14 protein-coding genes are annotated in these 15752 nt (G+C 71.0%); 8 read left to right on the forward strand and 6 right to left on the reverse strand.

Features of this window, described 5'->3' with window-relative positions:
• Positions 1–15: 15 nt before the first annotated feature.
• From ABFX81_RS13410 to leuA, 5 genes are all read right to left on the reverse strand, one after another.
• Positions 16–678, reverse strand: coding sequence for a response regulator transcription factor (locus ABFX81_RS13410; RefSeq protein WP_086839236.1), 663 nt, complete (start codon positions 676–678; stop codon positions 16–18).
• Positions 675–1907, reverse strand: a complete 1233-nt coding sequence (locus tag ABFX81_RS13415) for a histidine kinase (RefSeq protein ID WP_086839238.1) — start codon at positions 1905–1907, stop codon at positions 675–677. The genes ABFX81_RS13410 and ABFX81_RS13415 overlap by 4 nt, the downstream gene beginning before the upstream one ends.
• Before the next feature lie 49 nt (positions 1908–1956).
• Positions 1957–4047, reverse strand: a complete 2091-nt coding sequence (locus ABFX81_RS13420; RefSeq protein ID WP_346138098.1) for an MMPL family transporter — start codon at positions 4045–4047, stop codon at positions 1957–1959.
• A gap of 182 nt (positions 4048–4229) precedes the next feature.
• Entirely contained in the window at positions 4230–4928 is a 699-nt protein-coding gene (locus ABFX81_RS13425) for a TerB family tellurite resistance protein (protein WP_086839242.1), read from the reverse strand.
• Between the two features lie 186 nt (positions 4929–5114).
• Positions 5115–6836 carry a 2-isopropylmalate synthase gene (leuA, locus tag ABFX81_RS13430; RefSeq protein WP_086839244.1) on the reverse strand — a complete coding sequence of 574 codons (1722 nt, stop codon included), beginning with the start codon at positions 6834–6836 and terminating at the stop codon, positions 5115–5117.
• A gap of 321 nt (positions 6837–7157) precedes the next feature.
• Between leuA and ABFX81_RS13435 the strand changes: the two genes are divergently transcribed.
• From ABFX81_RS13435 to ABFX81_RS13470, 8 genes are all read left to right on the forward strand, one after another.
• On the forward strand, positions 7158–8228 hold the full coding sequence (locus tag ABFX81_RS13435) for a M4 family metallopeptidase (protein ID WP_086839246.1): 1071 nt from the start codon (positions 7158–7160) through the stop codon (positions 8226–8228).
• 20 nt (positions 8229–8248) lie between these two features.
• Entirely contained in the window at positions 8249–8515 is a 267-nt protein-coding gene (locus ABFX81_RS13440; RefSeq protein ID WP_086839247.1) for a protealysin inhibitor emfourin, read from the forward strand.
• A gap of 58 nt (positions 8516–8573) precedes the next feature.
• Entirely contained in the window at positions 8574–9911 is a 1338-nt protein-coding gene (locus ABFX81_RS13445) for a GH1 family beta-glucosidase (RefSeq protein ID WP_086839249.1), read from the forward strand.
• A 108-nt stretch (positions 9912–10019) separates the two neighbouring features.
• Positions 10020–10133 carry a keywimysin-related RiPP gene (locus ABFX81_RS13450; RefSeq protein WP_107092234.1) on the forward strand — a complete coding sequence of 38 codons (114 nt, stop codon included), beginning with the start codon at positions 10020–10022 and terminating at the stop codon, positions 10131–10133.
• Between the two features lie 109 nt (positions 10134–10242).
• Entirely contained in the window at positions 10243–12078 is a 1836-nt protein-coding gene (locus tag ABFX81_RS13455; protein WP_086839261.1) for a lasso peptide isopeptide bond-forming cyclase, read from the forward strand.
• A 13-nt stretch (positions 12079–12091) separates the two neighbouring features.
• Complete coding sequence (locus ABFX81_RS13460) at positions 12092–12472, forward strand: lasso peptide biosynthesis PqqD family chaperone (protein WP_086839250.1); 381 nt, start codon at positions 12092–12094, stop codon at positions 12470–12472.
• Complete coding sequence (locus tag ABFX81_RS13465) at positions 12469–12942, forward strand: lasso peptide biosynthesis B2 protein (protein ID WP_086839252.1); 474 nt, start codon at positions 12469–12471, stop codon at positions 12940–12942. The genes ABFX81_RS13460 and ABFX81_RS13465 overlap by 4 nt, the downstream gene beginning before the upstream one ends.
• Positions 12920–14746, forward strand: coding sequence for an ABC transporter ATP-binding protein (locus ABFX81_RS13470; RefSeq protein WP_346138099.1), 1827 nt, complete (start codon positions 12920–12922; stop codon positions 14744–14746). Before ABFX81_RS13465 ends, ABFX81_RS13470 begins: the two co-directional genes overlap by 23 nt.
• Positions 14747–14789: 43 nt before the next feature.
• Here ABFX81_RS13470 and era read toward each other — a convergent pair whose 3' ends face one another.
• A complete protein-coding gene (era, locus tag ABFX81_RS13475) occupies positions 14790–15752 on the reverse strand; it encodes a GTPase Era (RefSeq protein WP_086847397.1) in 963 nt (320 codons plus the stop codon).

Raw genomic sequence — 15752 nt, forward strand, 5'->3', positions numbered from 1 at the left:
GACAGTACCTGTCCGTCAGATGCTCCCCGGCGTCACCAGCCCCGACTCGTACGCAACGATGACCAACTGCGCCCGGTCACGGGCCGCCAGCTTGCCCATGATGCGGCTGACGTGGGTCTTGGCGGTCAGCGGGCTCAGGCCCAACGCATCGGCTATCTCGGTGTTGTTGAGCCCGCGCGCGACCAGCGACAGCACCTCACGCTCACGGCCGGACAGGCACTCCGGCCCTCCGGTCTCCGGTGCCGAGGGGCTGCGCAGGAACCGCTCGATCAGCCGTGCCGTGGGCCCGGGCGACAGCAGGGACTCCCCGGCCGCGACCGTACGGATGGCGTCGAGGAGTTCGGCCGGCCTGGTGTCCTTCACCAGGAACCCGGAGGCGCCGGCGCGCAGGGCGTCCACGATGTTCTCGTCGGTGTCGTACGTGGTGAGGACCAGGACGCGGACGCCCGCGAGGTCCTCGTCGGCCGCGATGAGCCGGGTCGCCTCGATGCCGTCCAGGTCGGGCATGCGGATGTCCATCACCACGAGGTCGGCCCGCTCGCTGCGGGCCAGTCGCACGGCCTGCCGGCCGGTGGCGGCCTGGCCGACGACCTCCATGTCCCGGGCCGACTCCACGAGCATCGCGAACGCCTCCCGCACCAGCGTCTGGTCGTCCGCGAGCAGCACTCGGATGGTCATCCGGTCCCCTCCCCCGTGGTCCCCGTCCCCGTCTTCGTCAGCGGCAGCACGGCGGTCACCTCGAAGCCGCCGTCCGCACGCGGACCGGCGTCGAGTGTGCCACCCACGCTGCGCGCCCGCTCGCGCATTCCGACCAGTCCGAAGCCCGGGGTGCCGGCCGGGGCCGGTCCCGTGCCGTCGTCGCTGACCGACAGGTGCAGGGCGCCCTCCCGTTCCACCAGGTCGACACGGACGGCCGGTTCGGGTCCCGCGTGCCGCACCGCGTTGGTCAGCGCCTCCTGCACGATGCGGTAGGCGGCGGCGCCCACGGCGGGCGGTGCCTGTCGTATCCGTACGGTCTGCTCGACCCGGGCACCGGCGAGCCGCGCGGCCTCCGCCAGGTCGGTCAGACCGTCGAGGCCGGGCAGCGGACCGCGGGCGTCCGGAGAACCGTGCTCGCGCAGCACCTCCAGCGTCGTACGGAGTTCCCCGCGGGCGCTGCGGCAGGTCTCGGCGATGTCGTCCAGCGCCTTGGCCACGGTCTCCCGGTCGAGCCGCTCGGGGTCGGCGGACAGCACATGGGCGGCGACGGAGGTCTGCACGCCGATGAGGGTGATGGTGTGCGCGAGCAGGTCGTGCAGGTCCCGGGCGATCCGCAGCCGCTCCTCGGCGACCCGCCGCCGGGCCTCCTCCTCGCGGGTGCGTTCGGCACGTTCGGCGCGTTCCACGATGGAGGCGACGTACTGGCGGTAGAAGCGCACGTCGGCACCGCAGAACAGCACGGCGACGACCCACCCGGAGATCTGGAGCACCCTCAGCGCCTCGTGCATGCTCACCGTGAGCATCACGCTCGTCGAGAGGGTGATGACGCCGACGCCGACCAGGACGGTACGCAGCGGCCGTCCGGTGACGGCGACGGTGTAGAGGGCGATGTAGGTGGCCGGGGTCGGTGCCGTGTGGGTGTTGTCGAGGGCGTGGTAGGGCGCGACGCAGGCCACGATCACGAGCAGCACGAGCAGCGGACGGCGGCGCCGCCACGCCAGCGGCACGTGGCAGGCGAGCAACAGCGCCCACCCGAGCTCGTCGGGCCGGCGGCCGTCGTCGACGAACAGCGCGAGTGCGACCGCGAGTAGGGCGGCGACGACGGCGAGCAGCGCGTCGTTGCGCACGGCGTGCGGAGCGGTCAGCGGATCACGGTTGATCACCGCCATGATCCGATTACCTGTCGTGGGCACCTGCACGGACCTCATCCTCGTCCAGGAATGCGCCCCTCCGGGAGGGGAGGGGCGCTTGATCTGCTCAGCGCGACGCAGGGCTGCGCACCCGCCCCTGCTCGGCTCCAACAGGCTGCTCCGGTGCACGCGAGAGCCTCCCCGGCCACCACATCCGCCGCTTGAGCAGCACACTCGCCGTGGTGACCAAGTACGTCCGCACGAGGAAGGTATCCAGCAGCACCCCGACCGCGATGACGAACCCGAGCTCGACGAGCCCGACCAACGGCAGCGTCGTCAGCACAGCGAACGTCGCCGCGAGCACGACACCCGCAGACGCGATGACCCCACCGGTCGTACGCAACGCGGTAAGCGCCGCAGCCTCCGGTTCGGCACCCTTCACCGACTCCTCCCGCATCCGATGCATGAGGAAGATGCCGTAGTCGACCCCGAGAGCGACCAGGAACACGAACGACAGCAGCCCCAGCCCGGGATCCGTACCGCCGAACCCGAACACCGGCTCGAACACCAGCCCCCCGATGCCGAGCGCCGCTCCCCACACCGCGACCACCGCCGTCAGCAGCAACAACGGCGCGACGAGACTCCGCAACAGACCGACCAGGATGACGAACACGGCGGCCAGCACCAGCGGCACGATCACCTTGCGGTCCCGCGACTCGCTGTCGGCCAGGTCGATCTGCTGCGCGCTGGGCCCGCCGACAAAGGCGCCCGCGGTGTCGAGCCCGGCGCGCAGGGCCTCGATGGTCCGGGTCTCGGCCGGGGTCTCGGGCGAGGCGGTCGTGAAGACCGCGATCTCGGTCCACCCCGAACCACTGCGCCCGGGAACCGCCTCGGCGACACCCTCGGTCTCACGGGCCCGGTCCAACACCACGTCGGTCCGCTCGTCGGGGGCGATGACGGTCACCGGCCGGCTGCTGCGCTCCGGATACTCCCGCGCCAGCGTCTGCATCGCGGTGATCGACTCGGGCCGCTCCGTGAAGGAGTCCTCCTGTTTGATGCTGCCGGACAGGTTGAACGTGCCCAGCGCGAGAGCACCGAGCAGGACGCCGCCACCGACGAGCACGGTGACGGGCCGGCGCGTCGCCGAGGTCCCCATCGCGGCGAACAGCGACCGGCGGGCCTTGGGCTCGCTGCCGAAGGCGGGGATCAGAGGCCAGAAGACCCGCCGTCCGAGCAGCACGAGCACGGCGGGCAGCAGGGTCGTCATCGCGACCAGCGCCGCGAGCACTCCGACCGTGCCGACCGGCCCCATGCCGCTGCTGCTGTTGAGATCGGCGGCCAGCAGGCACAGCAGCCCGGCCGCGACGGTCCCGGAGGAGGCCAGGATGGCCGGTCCGCAGCCGCGCAGCGCGGTGCGCATGGCGTCGTACGGCCGCTCGTGGCGCCGTAGTTCCTCGCGGTAGCGGGCGATGAGCAGCAGCGCGTAGTCGGTGCCGGCGCCGAGGACGAGCACGGTCATCACGCCGCCGCTCTGGCCGGTGACGGTGACGTCGAACAGTTCGTGGAGTCCGTACCCGGCGGCCATCGCCGTGGCGGCGGCGACGCCCGCGACGGCGAGCGGCACCAGCCACAGGAACGGGCTGCGGTAGATCAGGATCAGCAGGACGGTGACGACGGCGAGCGTGGCCAGCAGCAGGGTGCCGTCGATCGTCTCGAACACCTTGCCCATGTCGGTGTTCAGCGCCCCCGGCCCGCCGACCTCGACGCTCAGCCCACCGCTCCCCTCGGCGACCTCGCGCACGCCGTCCACGAAGGCGTTCCGGGCCTCTTCGTCCTGGCCCGGCTGGGTGCTCGACACCGGGTACATCAGGGTGGAGCCGTCCTCGGACGGCACGCCCCGCGGCTCACCGGTCAGGTCGTGGGCGCCGCGCACCTCGGCGATCTGCTCGGCGGCCGTGCGCCGGTCGGCGTCGGTCAGACCGCCGTCCCGGTGGTACACGAGCACCAGGTCGGTCGACTCGCCTCCCGGGAGCCGGTCCTGGATCCGCGCGACCTGCGTGGAGTCGGCGCTGTCGGGCAGGTAGTCGACCGCGCGGTTCTGCTGGATGCCGGCGAACTTCCCGGCGAGCGGCCCGACCAGCACGAGGGCGGCGAGCCACAGCCCGACCACCACCCAGGGCACGGCTCGCCGCCGTGCGGTGTTCCTTGTGTCCCCCACTGTTCGGGCTCCCTCCGGTCCGGGTGTCTGGAACGGTCTCCAGACTCCCGGCGCACGGGGGCGGATTCGTCGGGCCCGAGGCCGAGTCGGGGGCTACTGCGCAGGGCGGTACGGGCGGCGGATTACTCCCCGGGGAGTAACGCGGGGGCGAGGACGACGAGCGGCCGAAGGGACGCGCTGCCCTACGACGGCGTACGCGCCGCCGCCGCCATCACCCGTGTCACGTCGTCCGAGCAGATGGTGAGCGCCGCCCCCACCGTCGCGAGCACGTCCCGCTCGGCCGGGGTGTACGGCCCGTCCGCCAGGGCGATGCGCGCCCCCTGGAGCAGGATCGATTCGCGGCCGACCGTGGCGAGGTGCGGGGCGAGCGGGTCCAGCGCCTCGTGCAGCTCTATGGCCAGCCCGGCACCACAGGGTTCCCCGGTGATCCGGCCGGTGTCCGCCTCCAGCGCCTCCACGAGGGCGGCCAGCTGCTCCTCCGTGCAGTCGTCGAAGCCGGCCGCGCGCACGGCGAGCACCGCGGACTCCAGCGCCGTACGGGAACCGGCGCCGCCCGCGGCCAGCACGGCGAGGGCCACGGTGTGCACGGCGTCGCGGAGCATCGCGGAGAAGCGGGTGGTGGTCGGATGGTCGAGGACGTCCATGCCGAAGTGGCGGCGGCAGGCGGCGCACTCCACGACCGGGCCGGTCTCGCCGCGCGGCAGCACGGGCAGGCCGAGCAAGGTGAAGCGGCGTTGTCCGGTCAGCCGCTGGTAGTTGCGGTCGCCGCCGCAGCCGGGGCAGAAGAACTCCCCGTCACCGGCGGGCGTCCACGCGATACGGGTGCCCAGGATGCTCGAAAGCCTGGCGGCATGGCCGTTTCGTCCCCGTCCTGGCAGCACGTCGCACCTCCGTCATGCCGCACGGCAGCGTCGCCGCGCTTGCGTGATGTTAGCCACATCCATGAGGAGGAGTCAGTACCCCGGAGGAGACCTTTCCGTGACCCTCACAGGGATTGGCCGGTATACGACGGGGCCCCGCCCGCCGGACAACGGCGGACGAAGCCCTCGAATCAACGTCGGGACTGGTCAGCGAGTCGCGCGGTTGACGGCCGAGACGACCGCCTTCAGCGAGGCGCGCGTGGTGTTCGCGTCGATTCCGATCCCCCACAGGACCTTGTCGTCGATCGCGCATTCGATGTAGGAGGCGGCCTGCGCGGAGGCGCCCTCGCTCATCGTGTGCTCCTGGTAGTCCAGCAGGCGTACGTCGATGCCCACGGACTGGAGCGCGTCGAAGAAGGCCGAGATCGGCCCGTTGCCGGAGCCGGACAGGACGGTGTCCTGGCCGTCGACCGTGGCCTCCACCGTCAGCGTGTCCACGCCGTCGGTGTCGGTCGTCGACTGGTTGTTCTTGACCTGGATCCGGCCCCACGGGTTCTCGGGGTTGGGCAGGTACTCGTCCCGGAAGGTCGCCCAGATGTCCTTCGGCGTGACCTCGCCGCCCTCGGCGTCGGTCTTCGCCTGGATGATCTTCGAGAACTCGATCTGCATCCGGCGGGGCAGTTCCAGCTTGTGGTCGTTCTTCAGGACGTACGCGATACCGCCCTTGCCGGACTGCGAGTTGACCCGGATGACGGCCTCGTAGGAGCGGCCGACGTCCTTGGGGTCGATCGGCAGGTACGGGACCGCCCACTCGATGTCGTCGACGGTGACGCCCTTGGCGGCCGCGTCGGCCTCCATCGCGTCGAAGCCCTTCTTGATGGCGTCCTGGTGGGAGCCGGAGAAGGACGTGTAGACCAGGTCGCCCACGTACGGGTGGCGCGGGTGGACCTCCATCTGGTTGCAGTACTCCCACGTGCGACGGATCTCGTCGATGTCGGAGAAGTCGATCTGCGGGTCGACGCCCTGGGAGAACAGGTTCATGCCCAGGGTGACCAGGTCGACGTTGCCGGTGCGCTCGCCCTGCCCGAACAGGCAGCCCTCGACACGGTCGGCGCCGGCCATCAGCGCCAGCTCGGCGGCGGCGACGGCCGTGCCGCGGTCGTTGTGCGGGTGGATCGACAGGCAGACGTGCTCGCGGCGGGAGAGGTTGCGGCCCATCCACTCGAAGCGGTCCGCGTGGGTCGACGGGGTCGAACGCTCCACCGTGGCGGGCAGGTTGAGGATGATCTCGCGGCCCGGACCGGGCTGCCAGACGTCCATGACCGCCTCGCAGACCTCCAGCGCGAAGTCCAGCTCGGTGTCGGTGAAGATCTCCGGCGAGTACTGGTAGCCGAACTCCGTCTCCGGGCCCAGCAGCTTCTCCGCGTACTCCATGACCAGCCGCGTGCCGTCGACGGCGATCTGCTTGATGTCGTCCTTGGAGCCCCGGAAGACGACCCGGCGGAAGACGGGGGCGGTGGCGTTGTAGAGGTGGACGGTCGCGCGCTTGGCGCCCTTCAGCGATTCCACCGTGCGCTCGATCAGGTCCTCGCGGGCCTGGGTCAGTACGGAGATGGTGACGTCGTCGGGGATGGCCCCGGGCTCCTCGATGATGGAGCGTACGAAGTCGAAGTCCGTCTGGCCGGAGGCCGGGAAGCCGACCTCGATCTCCTTGTAGCCCATCTTGACCAGCAGGTCGAACATCGCGCGCTTGCGGGCGGGCGACATGGGGTCGATCAGGGCCTGGTTGCCGTCACGCAGGTCGGTGGAGAGCCAGCGGGGGGCGGTGGTGACGCGATTGTCCGGCCAGGTGCGGTCCGGGATGTCGACCTGCTCGTAGCGGCCGTACTTGTGGGTCGGCATGGAACTGGGCTGCTGGCGGTTCGCCATGATGCGGGGGCTCCTCAGAGGGTGTCCGGAAGGACGGCCGACGACGCAGCACCAAGCTCCGCGGGGAGGGAGTCGGCCTCGACTACAGGCCCTCGCCGCGGCAGCTAAGGAGAAGCAGCCCGAAACGCATGATGCGCAGCATGCTAGTCGAGGCCCTCCGTGTGCGCGGATCCGTATCAGTATGCGGGACCGGACGCACATACGGGACAAAAAGTGCGCTATACCACTTCGCCACGGAGAGTGAAGGCTTGTGTCCCGGTATTTCACCAATCATGGTGGCTACTAGTGACAGCTTCATCACGCAGTGCAAAGGTGCCGGGCATGACGACTCACGGGGGCTTCGAGCCCGTCTTCTGCACCATCGTCCCACCCCATGTCCTCGACAAGCTCTCCCAGGCCGAGGACCCCGCACTCGCCGGGCCCGCCCGCCGGACCCTGGAGCGCGACGCCCTGGAGCGCACGCACCGCCGGCTGACCACGGTCATCGGCGCCCCGTCGGTGGCCCCGCCCGCCGGGGCCGAGCCCGCCAGGCCGCACCGCACGGTCCACGACGCCCGGCACGGCACGGACCTGCCCGGACACAAGGTGCGAGGGGAAGGCGACAAGCCCGGCAAGGACGCCACCGTCAACCGCGCCTACGCCGGCCTCGGTGCCACGTTCGAGCTGCTCCTGAAGGCGTACCAGCGCGACTCGATCGACGGCAACGGCCTTCCGCTGGACGCGACGGTGCACTACGACCGCGACTACAACAACGCCTTCTGGAACGGCGAGCAGATGGTCTTCGGCGACGGGGACGGCGAGATCTTCCTCGACTTCACCATCCCGATCGACGTCATCGGCCATGAACTCGTGCACGGCGTCACGCAGTACACCGCCAACCTCACCTACTTCGGCCAGCCCGGCGCGCTGAACGAGTCGGTGTCGGACGTCTTCGGCTCGCTCATCAAGCAGTACACGCTCGGCCAGACCGCCGCCGAGGCCGACTGGCTGATCGGCGCTGGCCTGCTCGCCCCGCGCGTGACGGGCAAGGCACTGCGCTCCATGAAGGAGCCGGGCACGGCGTACGACGACGACGTCCTCGGCAAGGACCCGCAGCCCGCGACGATGGACGACTTCGTCCGCACCGGCCGCGACAACGGCGGCGTCCACATCAACTCGGGCATCCCGAACCACGCCTTCTATCTCGCGGCCACCGCCCTCGGCGGCCACGCCTGGGAGCGCGCGGGGCAGGTCTGGTACGACGTGCTGACCGGCGGCGAGCTGAAGCAGCAGGCGATGTTCGCCGACTTCGCCACGCTCACCGTCAAGGCCGCGCGGGAGCGGTTCGGCGACGGGGAGGAGCTGGAGGCCGTGTCGAAGGCCTGGGAGCAGGTCGGGGTGCGGACCCTGTAGTTCCGTACTAGACAGGTGCCATGCGTATTCAGGTGAGGCGCACGGGCGGGTTCGCGGGCATCGAGCGGCATGCCGAGGTGGACACTTCGGGCCGGCCCGATGCCCCCGACTGGCACGCCCTGGCCGAGCAGGCGGTCGCCGCCGGCCGGAGCACGCCGCCGATCGGGGTCCCGGACGGCTTCAGCTACCAGATCACGGTGGACGGGAAGACGGTCTACGCGGCCGACCCGCGGCTGACGGACGAACAGCGGAAACTGATCTCGCGGGTACTGAAGGAGGGGGCGTAACGGTCAGTTCCCACACGGCCGTTGACTTCCATTACCGCCGGTACGGATGATCCAGCGCATGGCGACTGACGCAGGCAATCCGATCCCCCGCTTCCCGGCCGGCTTCCTCTGGGGCGTGTCGACCTCGGCGCATCAGATCGAGGGCGCGGCGGACGAACGCGAGCCGTCCGTGTGGGACGCCTTCACGGCCGAGCCGGGACGGGTGAAGGACGGCTCGACCGCGGCGGTGGCCTGCGACCACTACCACCGCCACCGCGAGGACGTGGCCCTGCTGGCCGGTCTCGGAGTGAACGCCTACCGCTTCTCGGTCTCCTGGCCGCGGGTGCGGTCCGAGAAGGGGCTGGACTTCTACGACCGGCTGGTGGACGACCTGTGCGCGGCGGGCGTCCGCCCGGTGCCGACGCTGTTCCACTGGGACCTGCCGGCGGACCTCGACTGGCTGGACAGGGACACGGCCGCGCGCTTCGCCGACTACGTCTCGCTGGTCGCCGGCCGCCTCGGGGACCGGGTGACCAAGTGGATCACCCTCAACGAGCCCGCCGAACACACCCTGCTGGGCCACGCCCTGGGCGTGCACGCACCGGGCAGGCAGCTGCTGTTCGACGCGCTCCCGGCCGCCCACCACCAGCTGCTGGCCCACGGCCTGGCCGTACGGGCCCTGCGTGCCTCCGGCGCCACGGACATCGGCATCGCCAACTCGCACGGCCCGACCTGGGCGGCGTCCACCGAGGCGCCGGACGTGGAGGCGGCCGAGTTCTACGACCTGCTGCTGAACCGCCTGTTCGCGGACCCGCTGCTGCTGGGCCGGTACCCGGACGGCATCGGCGAGCTGATGCCCGGGGACGTCGAGGCCGACCTGAAGGTGATCGCCGAGCCGCTCGACTGGTACGGCGTCAACTACTACGCCCCGACCCGGGTGGGCGCCCCGCGGGGCACGGAGATCGAGTTCGGCGGTGTCCGCATGCCCGCCGAACTCCCCTTCTCGGTACGGGAGATCGAGGGCCACCCGGTCACGGACTTCGGCTGGCCCGTCGTTCCCGAGGGCCTCACCGAACTCCTCACCACCTTCCACGACCGCTACGGCGACCGCCTCCCGCCCGTCGTCATCACCGAGAACGGCTGCTCGTACCCGGGCGTCGACGACCGGGACCGCATCACCTACCTGGACGGCCATCTCCGGGCCCTGCACCGGTCGATGGAGGCGGGCGTCGACGTGCGCGGTTACTTCGTGTGGTCCCTGCTCGACAACTTCGAGTGGGCGGAGGGCTACGCACGCCGCTTTGGACTGGTGCACGTCGACTTCCGGACGCTGGAGCGGACTCCCAAGGCGTCGTACGCATGGTTCCGGGATGTACTGCACGCACAAACCCGGCGAAACACCGCTGAGGACTCCTAAATATTGAACCGATAATCATATCGGTCTTTTTGGGCATTCGGGCGATTCGACGTCTACTGTGGAAGAGACAACCGATAGCGACGCGCGCAGTTCAGGAGGTGCAACGACATGCGCACCTACGAGCGTCCGACGCTGACTGCGGTCGGCTCCTTCCGCAAGACCGGTCTGGGCTTCAGGGCTGGACCGGAGAGGTTCTGGTTCTTCCGGAGGAGGTTCTTCTGATCCGCCGGTTGTCTCACCGGCGCGGGACTTCCATGTGGCGGCAGGACGCAGGTCCTGCCGCCCCTATGCCTTGATCACCTCGTGGCTGGGCGTACACGAAGGGACCGGCATGGCCGATTTTCCTGATTCCGGCGAGGGGCCGGGCTGGTTCGTCGTCCTTCCGGACTGTGCTTCGGCGGGCCGGGTGTCGGCCGCACTGCGCACCCGGAAGGTCCAGGAGGTCACCCACCCGTCAGGACGGCCGTGGCTGCTCGGCCGCTGGTCTCCCGGTGCCATGTCCGTCGGCGAGGCGGGCCGGGTGAAGATCGCGGTCGTCGGTGAACACGCCATGACCGCCGACCGGCTCACCCGGGCGGCCGGCCGGATCAGTACGATCGCCGGTCTGGACGGTCTGTCCCGTGGCATGGCCGGGAGTTCCCATCTGGTCGCCTCGATCGGCGGACGGGTGCGTGTCCAGGGGAGCCTCACCGGCTTTCGACGGGTGTTCCACGCCAGGATCGGTGACGCCGGCGTGGCCGCGGACCGGGCCGACGTCCTGGCCGCTCTGCTCGACGCGGAGGCCGACGAGCAGTGGTTGGCGGCCCGCCTGCTGAATCCGTGCGCGCCCCACCCGCTGGCCGGCGAGCCGGTCTGGCGTGACGTGAGCGCCCTGGGGATCGGCCACTACCTGGCGCTCGACGCCGACGGCCGGGAACGGCCCGTCGCGTGGTGGGCGCCTCCGGAGCCGGTGGTGCCCATGGCCGAGGGCGCGTCGGCGTTGCGGGAGGCCCTGTCGGCGGCGGTGGAGGTCCGCGTCCGGGGCCGGGACGTGGTGAGCTGCGATCTGGGCGGGCTGGACTCGACCTCGGTGTGTGCTCTGGCCGCACGCGGCACGGCGAAGGTCATCGCCTACACCGCCGACGGCCTCGACCCCCTGTGCGACGACGTGCCCTGGGCTCGCCGGACGGTTGCGGGACTGGGCGGCGTCGATCACCACGTCATCGCCGGCGACCAGTTGCCGATGGTGTACGAGGGCCTTCGGGACGTGGACGAGCGCTTCGACGAGCCGTGCCCGGCCATGATGCATCCCAGCCGCTGCCTGGTCATCCCACGGTTGGCCGCGGCACGGGGCTCCGGTATGCACCTGACGGGCTTCGGCGGGGACGAGCTGTTCGCCGGTTCGCCGGCGCATCTGCACACGCTGATCCGCACACATCCCAGAACCGCGTTGCAGCGCCTGCGTGGCTTCGCCGCCCAGGGCCCGTGGCCGTACCGGGAAGCGCTGCGGCAGCTGTGGGACAACACCTCCTACCAGGCCTGGCTCGCCCGGGCCGGCGACCTGCTCACCGCCGCACCGCCCCCCTTGGAGGCGCCCGCGCTGGACTGGGGGACGCCACCGCGGCTCCCTCCCTGGGCGACGCCGGATGCCGTCGAGGCCGTCCGAGAGCTGATCCGCACGGCGGCGCGTACCGCCGAACCACTGGCCGAGCGGCGCGGACAGCACATCGAGCTGGAAGCCCTGGCAAACAACTCCCGCATGGTCCGGCAAGTGGGTCAGCTGGCCACCCGCGCCGGGCTCACCCTCGCCGCCCCCTACTACGACGACCGCGTGATCGAAGCGGGCCTGGCCGTGCGGCCGCAGGACAGGATCACCCCCTGGCGGTACAAGCCGCTCATCGTCGAGGCGATGCGCGGCATCGTTCCCGACGAGAGCCTGACCCGCCACACCAAGGACGAGGGTTCCTACGAGGCGGAGGTCGGGATGCGGGAGCAGCGTGCCGAGTTGCTGGCCCTGTGCGAGGACTCCCGGCTGGCCCGCCTGGGTCTGATCGACGCGACGGTGCTGCGCGAGACGTGCGGGGGGCCGCTGCCCCCGACCCTGCCGTTCGACGCGCTGTACCAGACCGTGGTGTGCGAGATGTGGCTCCGCACGCTGGAAACCGCCACCACCGCCGTTCCGGGCTGAATGGAGAGGGCCGATGACATTCAAGCTGCGTGAGGGTGTGTTCACGGCCGAGACGGACTACGGGATCACGCTCCTCGACGAGGAGCGCGACCAGTACTGGACGCTCAATCCCAGCGCCGCCATCGCCCTGCGCACGCTGCTGCACGGCGGCACCGAAGCCGATGCCGCGCGGACGCTCAGCGAGGAGTACGCGGTGGACATCGCCACCGCGCACCGGGACGTCCATGAACTGGTCGGCGGACTGCACTCGGCGGGCCTGGGCGAGGAGAACACCGGCGGGCCGGAGGAGCGCGCCGGAACTCAGCCGGCCCCAGCGCCGCGGCCGGGGAGGCGCCGGGCGCACGGCCGATGGCCGCACGTACGCGGCCGGCGGCCGGGGAGGAAGGGCCGATGACCTCACCGGAGGCGATCTTCCACGATCCGCGCTCGGTGCCCCTGCGGCGCCGGATCCCGGTCCGGCTCGCCGTGGGCGCCGCACGGCTTCTGGCCCGCCGGCGCCCCCGGCGCATCCGGGTCGTACTGGAGTGGCTGCGCCGGGGCGCCCGTCCGGCCACCATCGAACAGACCCGGGCCGCCCGGGACTCCGTGGTCGCGGTCAGCCTGGCGTGCGGAGGACGGGAGGGGTGCCTGCCCCGGTCCCTGGCCACGATCCTGCTGTGCCGCCTGCACGGCCAGTGGCCCACCTGGTGCGTGGGCGCACGGCGCCTGCCGCCCTTCGGTGCGCACGCGTGGGTGGAGGCGGAGGGGGTGCCGGTGGGAGAGCCCCACCCGCCCGACTACTTCCGCCCCCTGTTCACCGTGCCCTGCGTTCCTGGTCCCGTCAGCCGTGAGGCCGTGATCCATGAAGCCCGAAGCGACGGATGAGACCGACGAGCGACGCCGGACCGCCCCGTGGGACTTCCTGCGCCTGCTGCACGGCCACCGGCGGTGGGTCGCCCTCGCCGTCCTGCTGACGCTGGGCGCCTCTGCCCTGAGCCTGGCCCAGCCGCTGCTGGTCAAGCAGGTGATCGAGGCGACCGCGTCCGGCAGCGCGATCGGGCCCGCCCTGGCGCTGCTCGTCGTCCTCTTCCTGGCCCAGGCACTGGTGCAGGGCCTCGCCCAGTTCGTCCTGGCCCGGACGGGCGAAGGGATCGTGCTGGGGATCCGGCTCGGCCTGATCAAGCACGTTCTGCGGCTGCCCATGGCCGTCTACGACCGCCACCGCATAGGCGATCTGATCTCGCGCACCAGCACCGACAGCACGACCTTGCGGCTGCTCGTCGCGGAGGGCTTCACCGAAGCGGTGACCGGGGCCATCGGGCTGATCGGCATCGTGGTGCTGATGATCTGGCTCGACTGGCTGATGTTCCTCGTCGTGCTGGGCATGGTGGCGATCGCCACCGTGATCGTCGTCTCGGTGCTGCACGGCATCGAGGTGGCGTCGCTGTCCACGCAGCGGGCGACGGGCGCCATGACCGCTGATCTGGAGCGCGCGCTCGGTGCCATCCGCACCGTCCGGGCCAGCCGCGCCGAGCAGCGTGAGACCGACCGCATCGCGGGGGGCGCCAGGTCGGCCTACGTGGGCAGCGTGCGGATGGCGAAGCTGGACGCCGTGGTGGCACCGGCGATCCAGCTGGCCGTCAAGGGATCGTTCGTCGTCGTGCTGCTCATCGGCGGCATACGGGTCGCCGACCGGCAGGGGTCGGTCGCCGATCTCGCCGCCTTCCTGCTGTACATGATCTACCTGGTGGAGCCGATCGGCATGCTGTTCCAGTCCCTCAGCACCATGGAGCAGGGCGTGGGCGCGTACCGCAGGGTCACGGAAGTGCTGGAGCTGCCCACGGAGCAGGACGCCGTGCCGGGAGCCGGGGCTCCGGCGTCCCGCCCAGCGGGAGGCCGGGAAGGCAGGCCACGGGCGGCCGCGCTGGAGTTCCGCGACGTGTGGTTCGGCTACGAACCGTCACGCCCCGTCCTGCGCGGCGTGACCTTCGAGGCGCCGGAGCACTGCCATGTCGCCCTGATCGGCAGCTCAGGAGTCGGCAAGTCCACCGTCTTCGCGCTGATCGAGCGGTTCTACGATCCGGACCGCGGCCACATCCTCTTCGACGGCGGTGACATACAGGTGATCGGCCGAGCCGAACACCGGGCCCGGGTCGGCCTGGTGGAACAGCATGCCCCGGTGCTGTACGGCACGCTGCGGGAGAATCTGACCTACTCCGTCCCGGACGCCGGGCCGGAGGAGCTGGACCGGGTGGTCGAGCTGGCACACCTCACGGACCTGATCGCCCGTCTGCCGCGGGGGCTGGACACCGACGCCGGTGAGCACGGTATGGCGCTGTCCGGTGGCGAGCGGCAGCGGATCGCGATCGCCCGTGCCCTGCTGGCCCGGCCGCGCCTGCTCCTGCTGGACGAGCCGACCGCCCATCTGGACGCGGTCAGCGAAGCGGCGCTGCGCAGGTCGATGCGGGAGACCGCGCGGGAGTGCACGCTGCTCGTGATCGCGCACCGCATGTCGACCATCCGCGCCGCGGACCTGATCGTCGTCCTCGACGCCGGCCGGGTCGTGGCCACGGGCAGCCACGGGGATCTCCTCGACAGCAGTGAGCACTACCGGTCGCTCATCCGCGCTCAGCAGACCGGCGATCTCCGTGTGCCGCGCACGGCCGGCCTGAAGGGCGGGACCGGGTGACCGTCCGCACGCGTCGCGTCCCCCGGCACGAGGAGCCGGCTCCTCAGAACCCCAGCTTGCGCAACTGCCGCGGATCCCGCTGCCAGTCCTTCGCGACCTTCACGTGCAGGTCGAGGAAGACCGGCGTGCCCAGCAGGGCCTCGATCTGCTTGCGGGACTTGATGCCGACCTCCTTCAGGCGCTTGCCCTTGGGGCCGATGATGATGCCCTTCTGGCTGGGGCGCTCGATGTAGACGAAGGCGTGGATGTCGAGGAGGGGCTTGTCGGCGGGGCGGTCCTCGCGGGGGAGCATCTCCTCGACGACCACGGCGATGGAGTGCGGGAGCTCGTCGCGGACGCCCTCCAGCGCGGCCTCCCGGATCAGCTCCGCGATCATGACCTGCTCGGGCTCGTCGGTCAGGTCGCCCTCGGGGTAGAGCGCCGGGCCCTCCGGCAGGAGGGGGACGATCAGGTCGGCCAGCAGGTTCACCTGCTTGTCGCCGACCGCCGACACCGGGACGATCTCGGCCCACTCGAAGCCGAGTTCCTTGCCGAGCTGGTCGATCGCGATGAGCTGCTCGGCGAGCGTCTTGCTGTCCACCAGGTCGGTCTTCGTGACGATCGCGATCTTCGGCGTCTTCCGGATGGACGCCAGTTCCTTCGCGATGAAGCGGTCACCGGGGCCGAGCTTCTCGTTCGCCGGCAGGCAGAAGCCGATCACGTCCACCTCGGCCCACGTGGTGCGCACGATGTCGTTCAGCCGCTCGCCCAGCAGCGTGCGCGGCTTGTGCAGCCCCGGGGTGTCGACCAGGATCAGCTGGGCGTCCGGGCGGTGCACGATGCCCCGCACGGTGTGCCGCGTCGTCTGCGGCTGGTTCGCCGTGATCGCCACCTTCTGGCCGACCAGAGCATTCGTGAGAGTGGACTTGCCCGCGTTGGGACGGCCCACGAAGCAGGCGAAGCCAGCCCTGTGGACAGCTTCGGCCGGCTCTTCGGATGACTGGGTACGAACGCTCATGGCGCCCAT

Origin of the sequence: Streptomyces coeruleofuscus, assembly GCF_039532725.1 — a bacterium.
In the GTDB taxonomy this organism is placed as follows: Bacteria; Actinomycetota; Actinomycetes; order Streptomycetales; family Streptomycetaceae; genus Streptomyces; species Streptomyces coeruleofuscus.

Bases quoted from the DNA above. Each gene is read 5' to 3' on its own strand.
- ABFX81_RS13410 (WP_086839236.1), bottom strand. From the start codon at position 678: ATGACCATCCGAGTGCTGCTCGCGGACGACCAGACGCTGGTGCGGGAG.
- ABFX81_RS13415 (WP_086839238.1), bottom strand. From the start codon at position 1,907: ATGAGGTCCGTGCAGGTGCCCACGACAGGTAATCGGATCATGGCGGTG.
- leuA (WP_086839244.1), bottom strand. From the start codon at position 6,836: ATGGCGAACCGCCAGCAGCCCAGTTCCATGCCGACCCACAAGTACGGC.
- ABFX81_RS13435 (WP_086839246.1), top strand. From the start codon at position 7,158: ATGACGACTCACGGGGGCTTCGAGCCCGTCTTCTGCACCATCGTCCCA.
- ABFX81_RS13440 (WP_086839247.1), top strand. From the start codon at position 8,249: ATGCGTATTCAGGTGAGGCGCACGGGCGGGTTCGCGGGCATCGAGCGG.
- ABFX81_RS13445 (WP_086839249.1), top strand. From the start codon at position 8,574: ATGGCGACTGACGCAGGCAATCCGATCCCCCGCTTCCCGGCCGGCTTC.
- ABFX81_RS13450 (WP_107092234.1), top strand. From the start codon at position 10,020: ATGCGCACCTACGAGCGTCCGACGCTGACTGCGGTCGGCTCCTTCCGC.
- ABFX81_RS13455 (WP_086839261.1), top strand. From the start codon at position 10,243: ATGGCCGATTTTCCTGATTCCGGCGAGGGGCCGGGCTGGTTCGTCGTC.
- ABFX81_RS13460 (WP_086839250.1), top strand. From the start codon at position 12,092: ATGACATTCAAGCTGCGTGAGGGTGTGTTCACGGCCGAGACGGACTAC.
- ABFX81_RS13465 (WP_086839252.1), top strand. From the start codon at position 12,469: ATGACCTCACCGGAGGCGATCTTCCACGATCCGCGCTCGGTGCCCCTG.
- ABFX81_RS13470 (WP_346138099.1), top strand. From the start codon at position 12,920: ATGAAGCCCGAAGCGACGGATGAGACCGACGAGCGACGCCGGACCGCC.
- era (WP_086847397.1), bottom strand. From the start codon at position 15,752: ATGGGCGCCATGAGCGTTCGTACCCAGTCATCCGAAGAGCCGGCCGAA.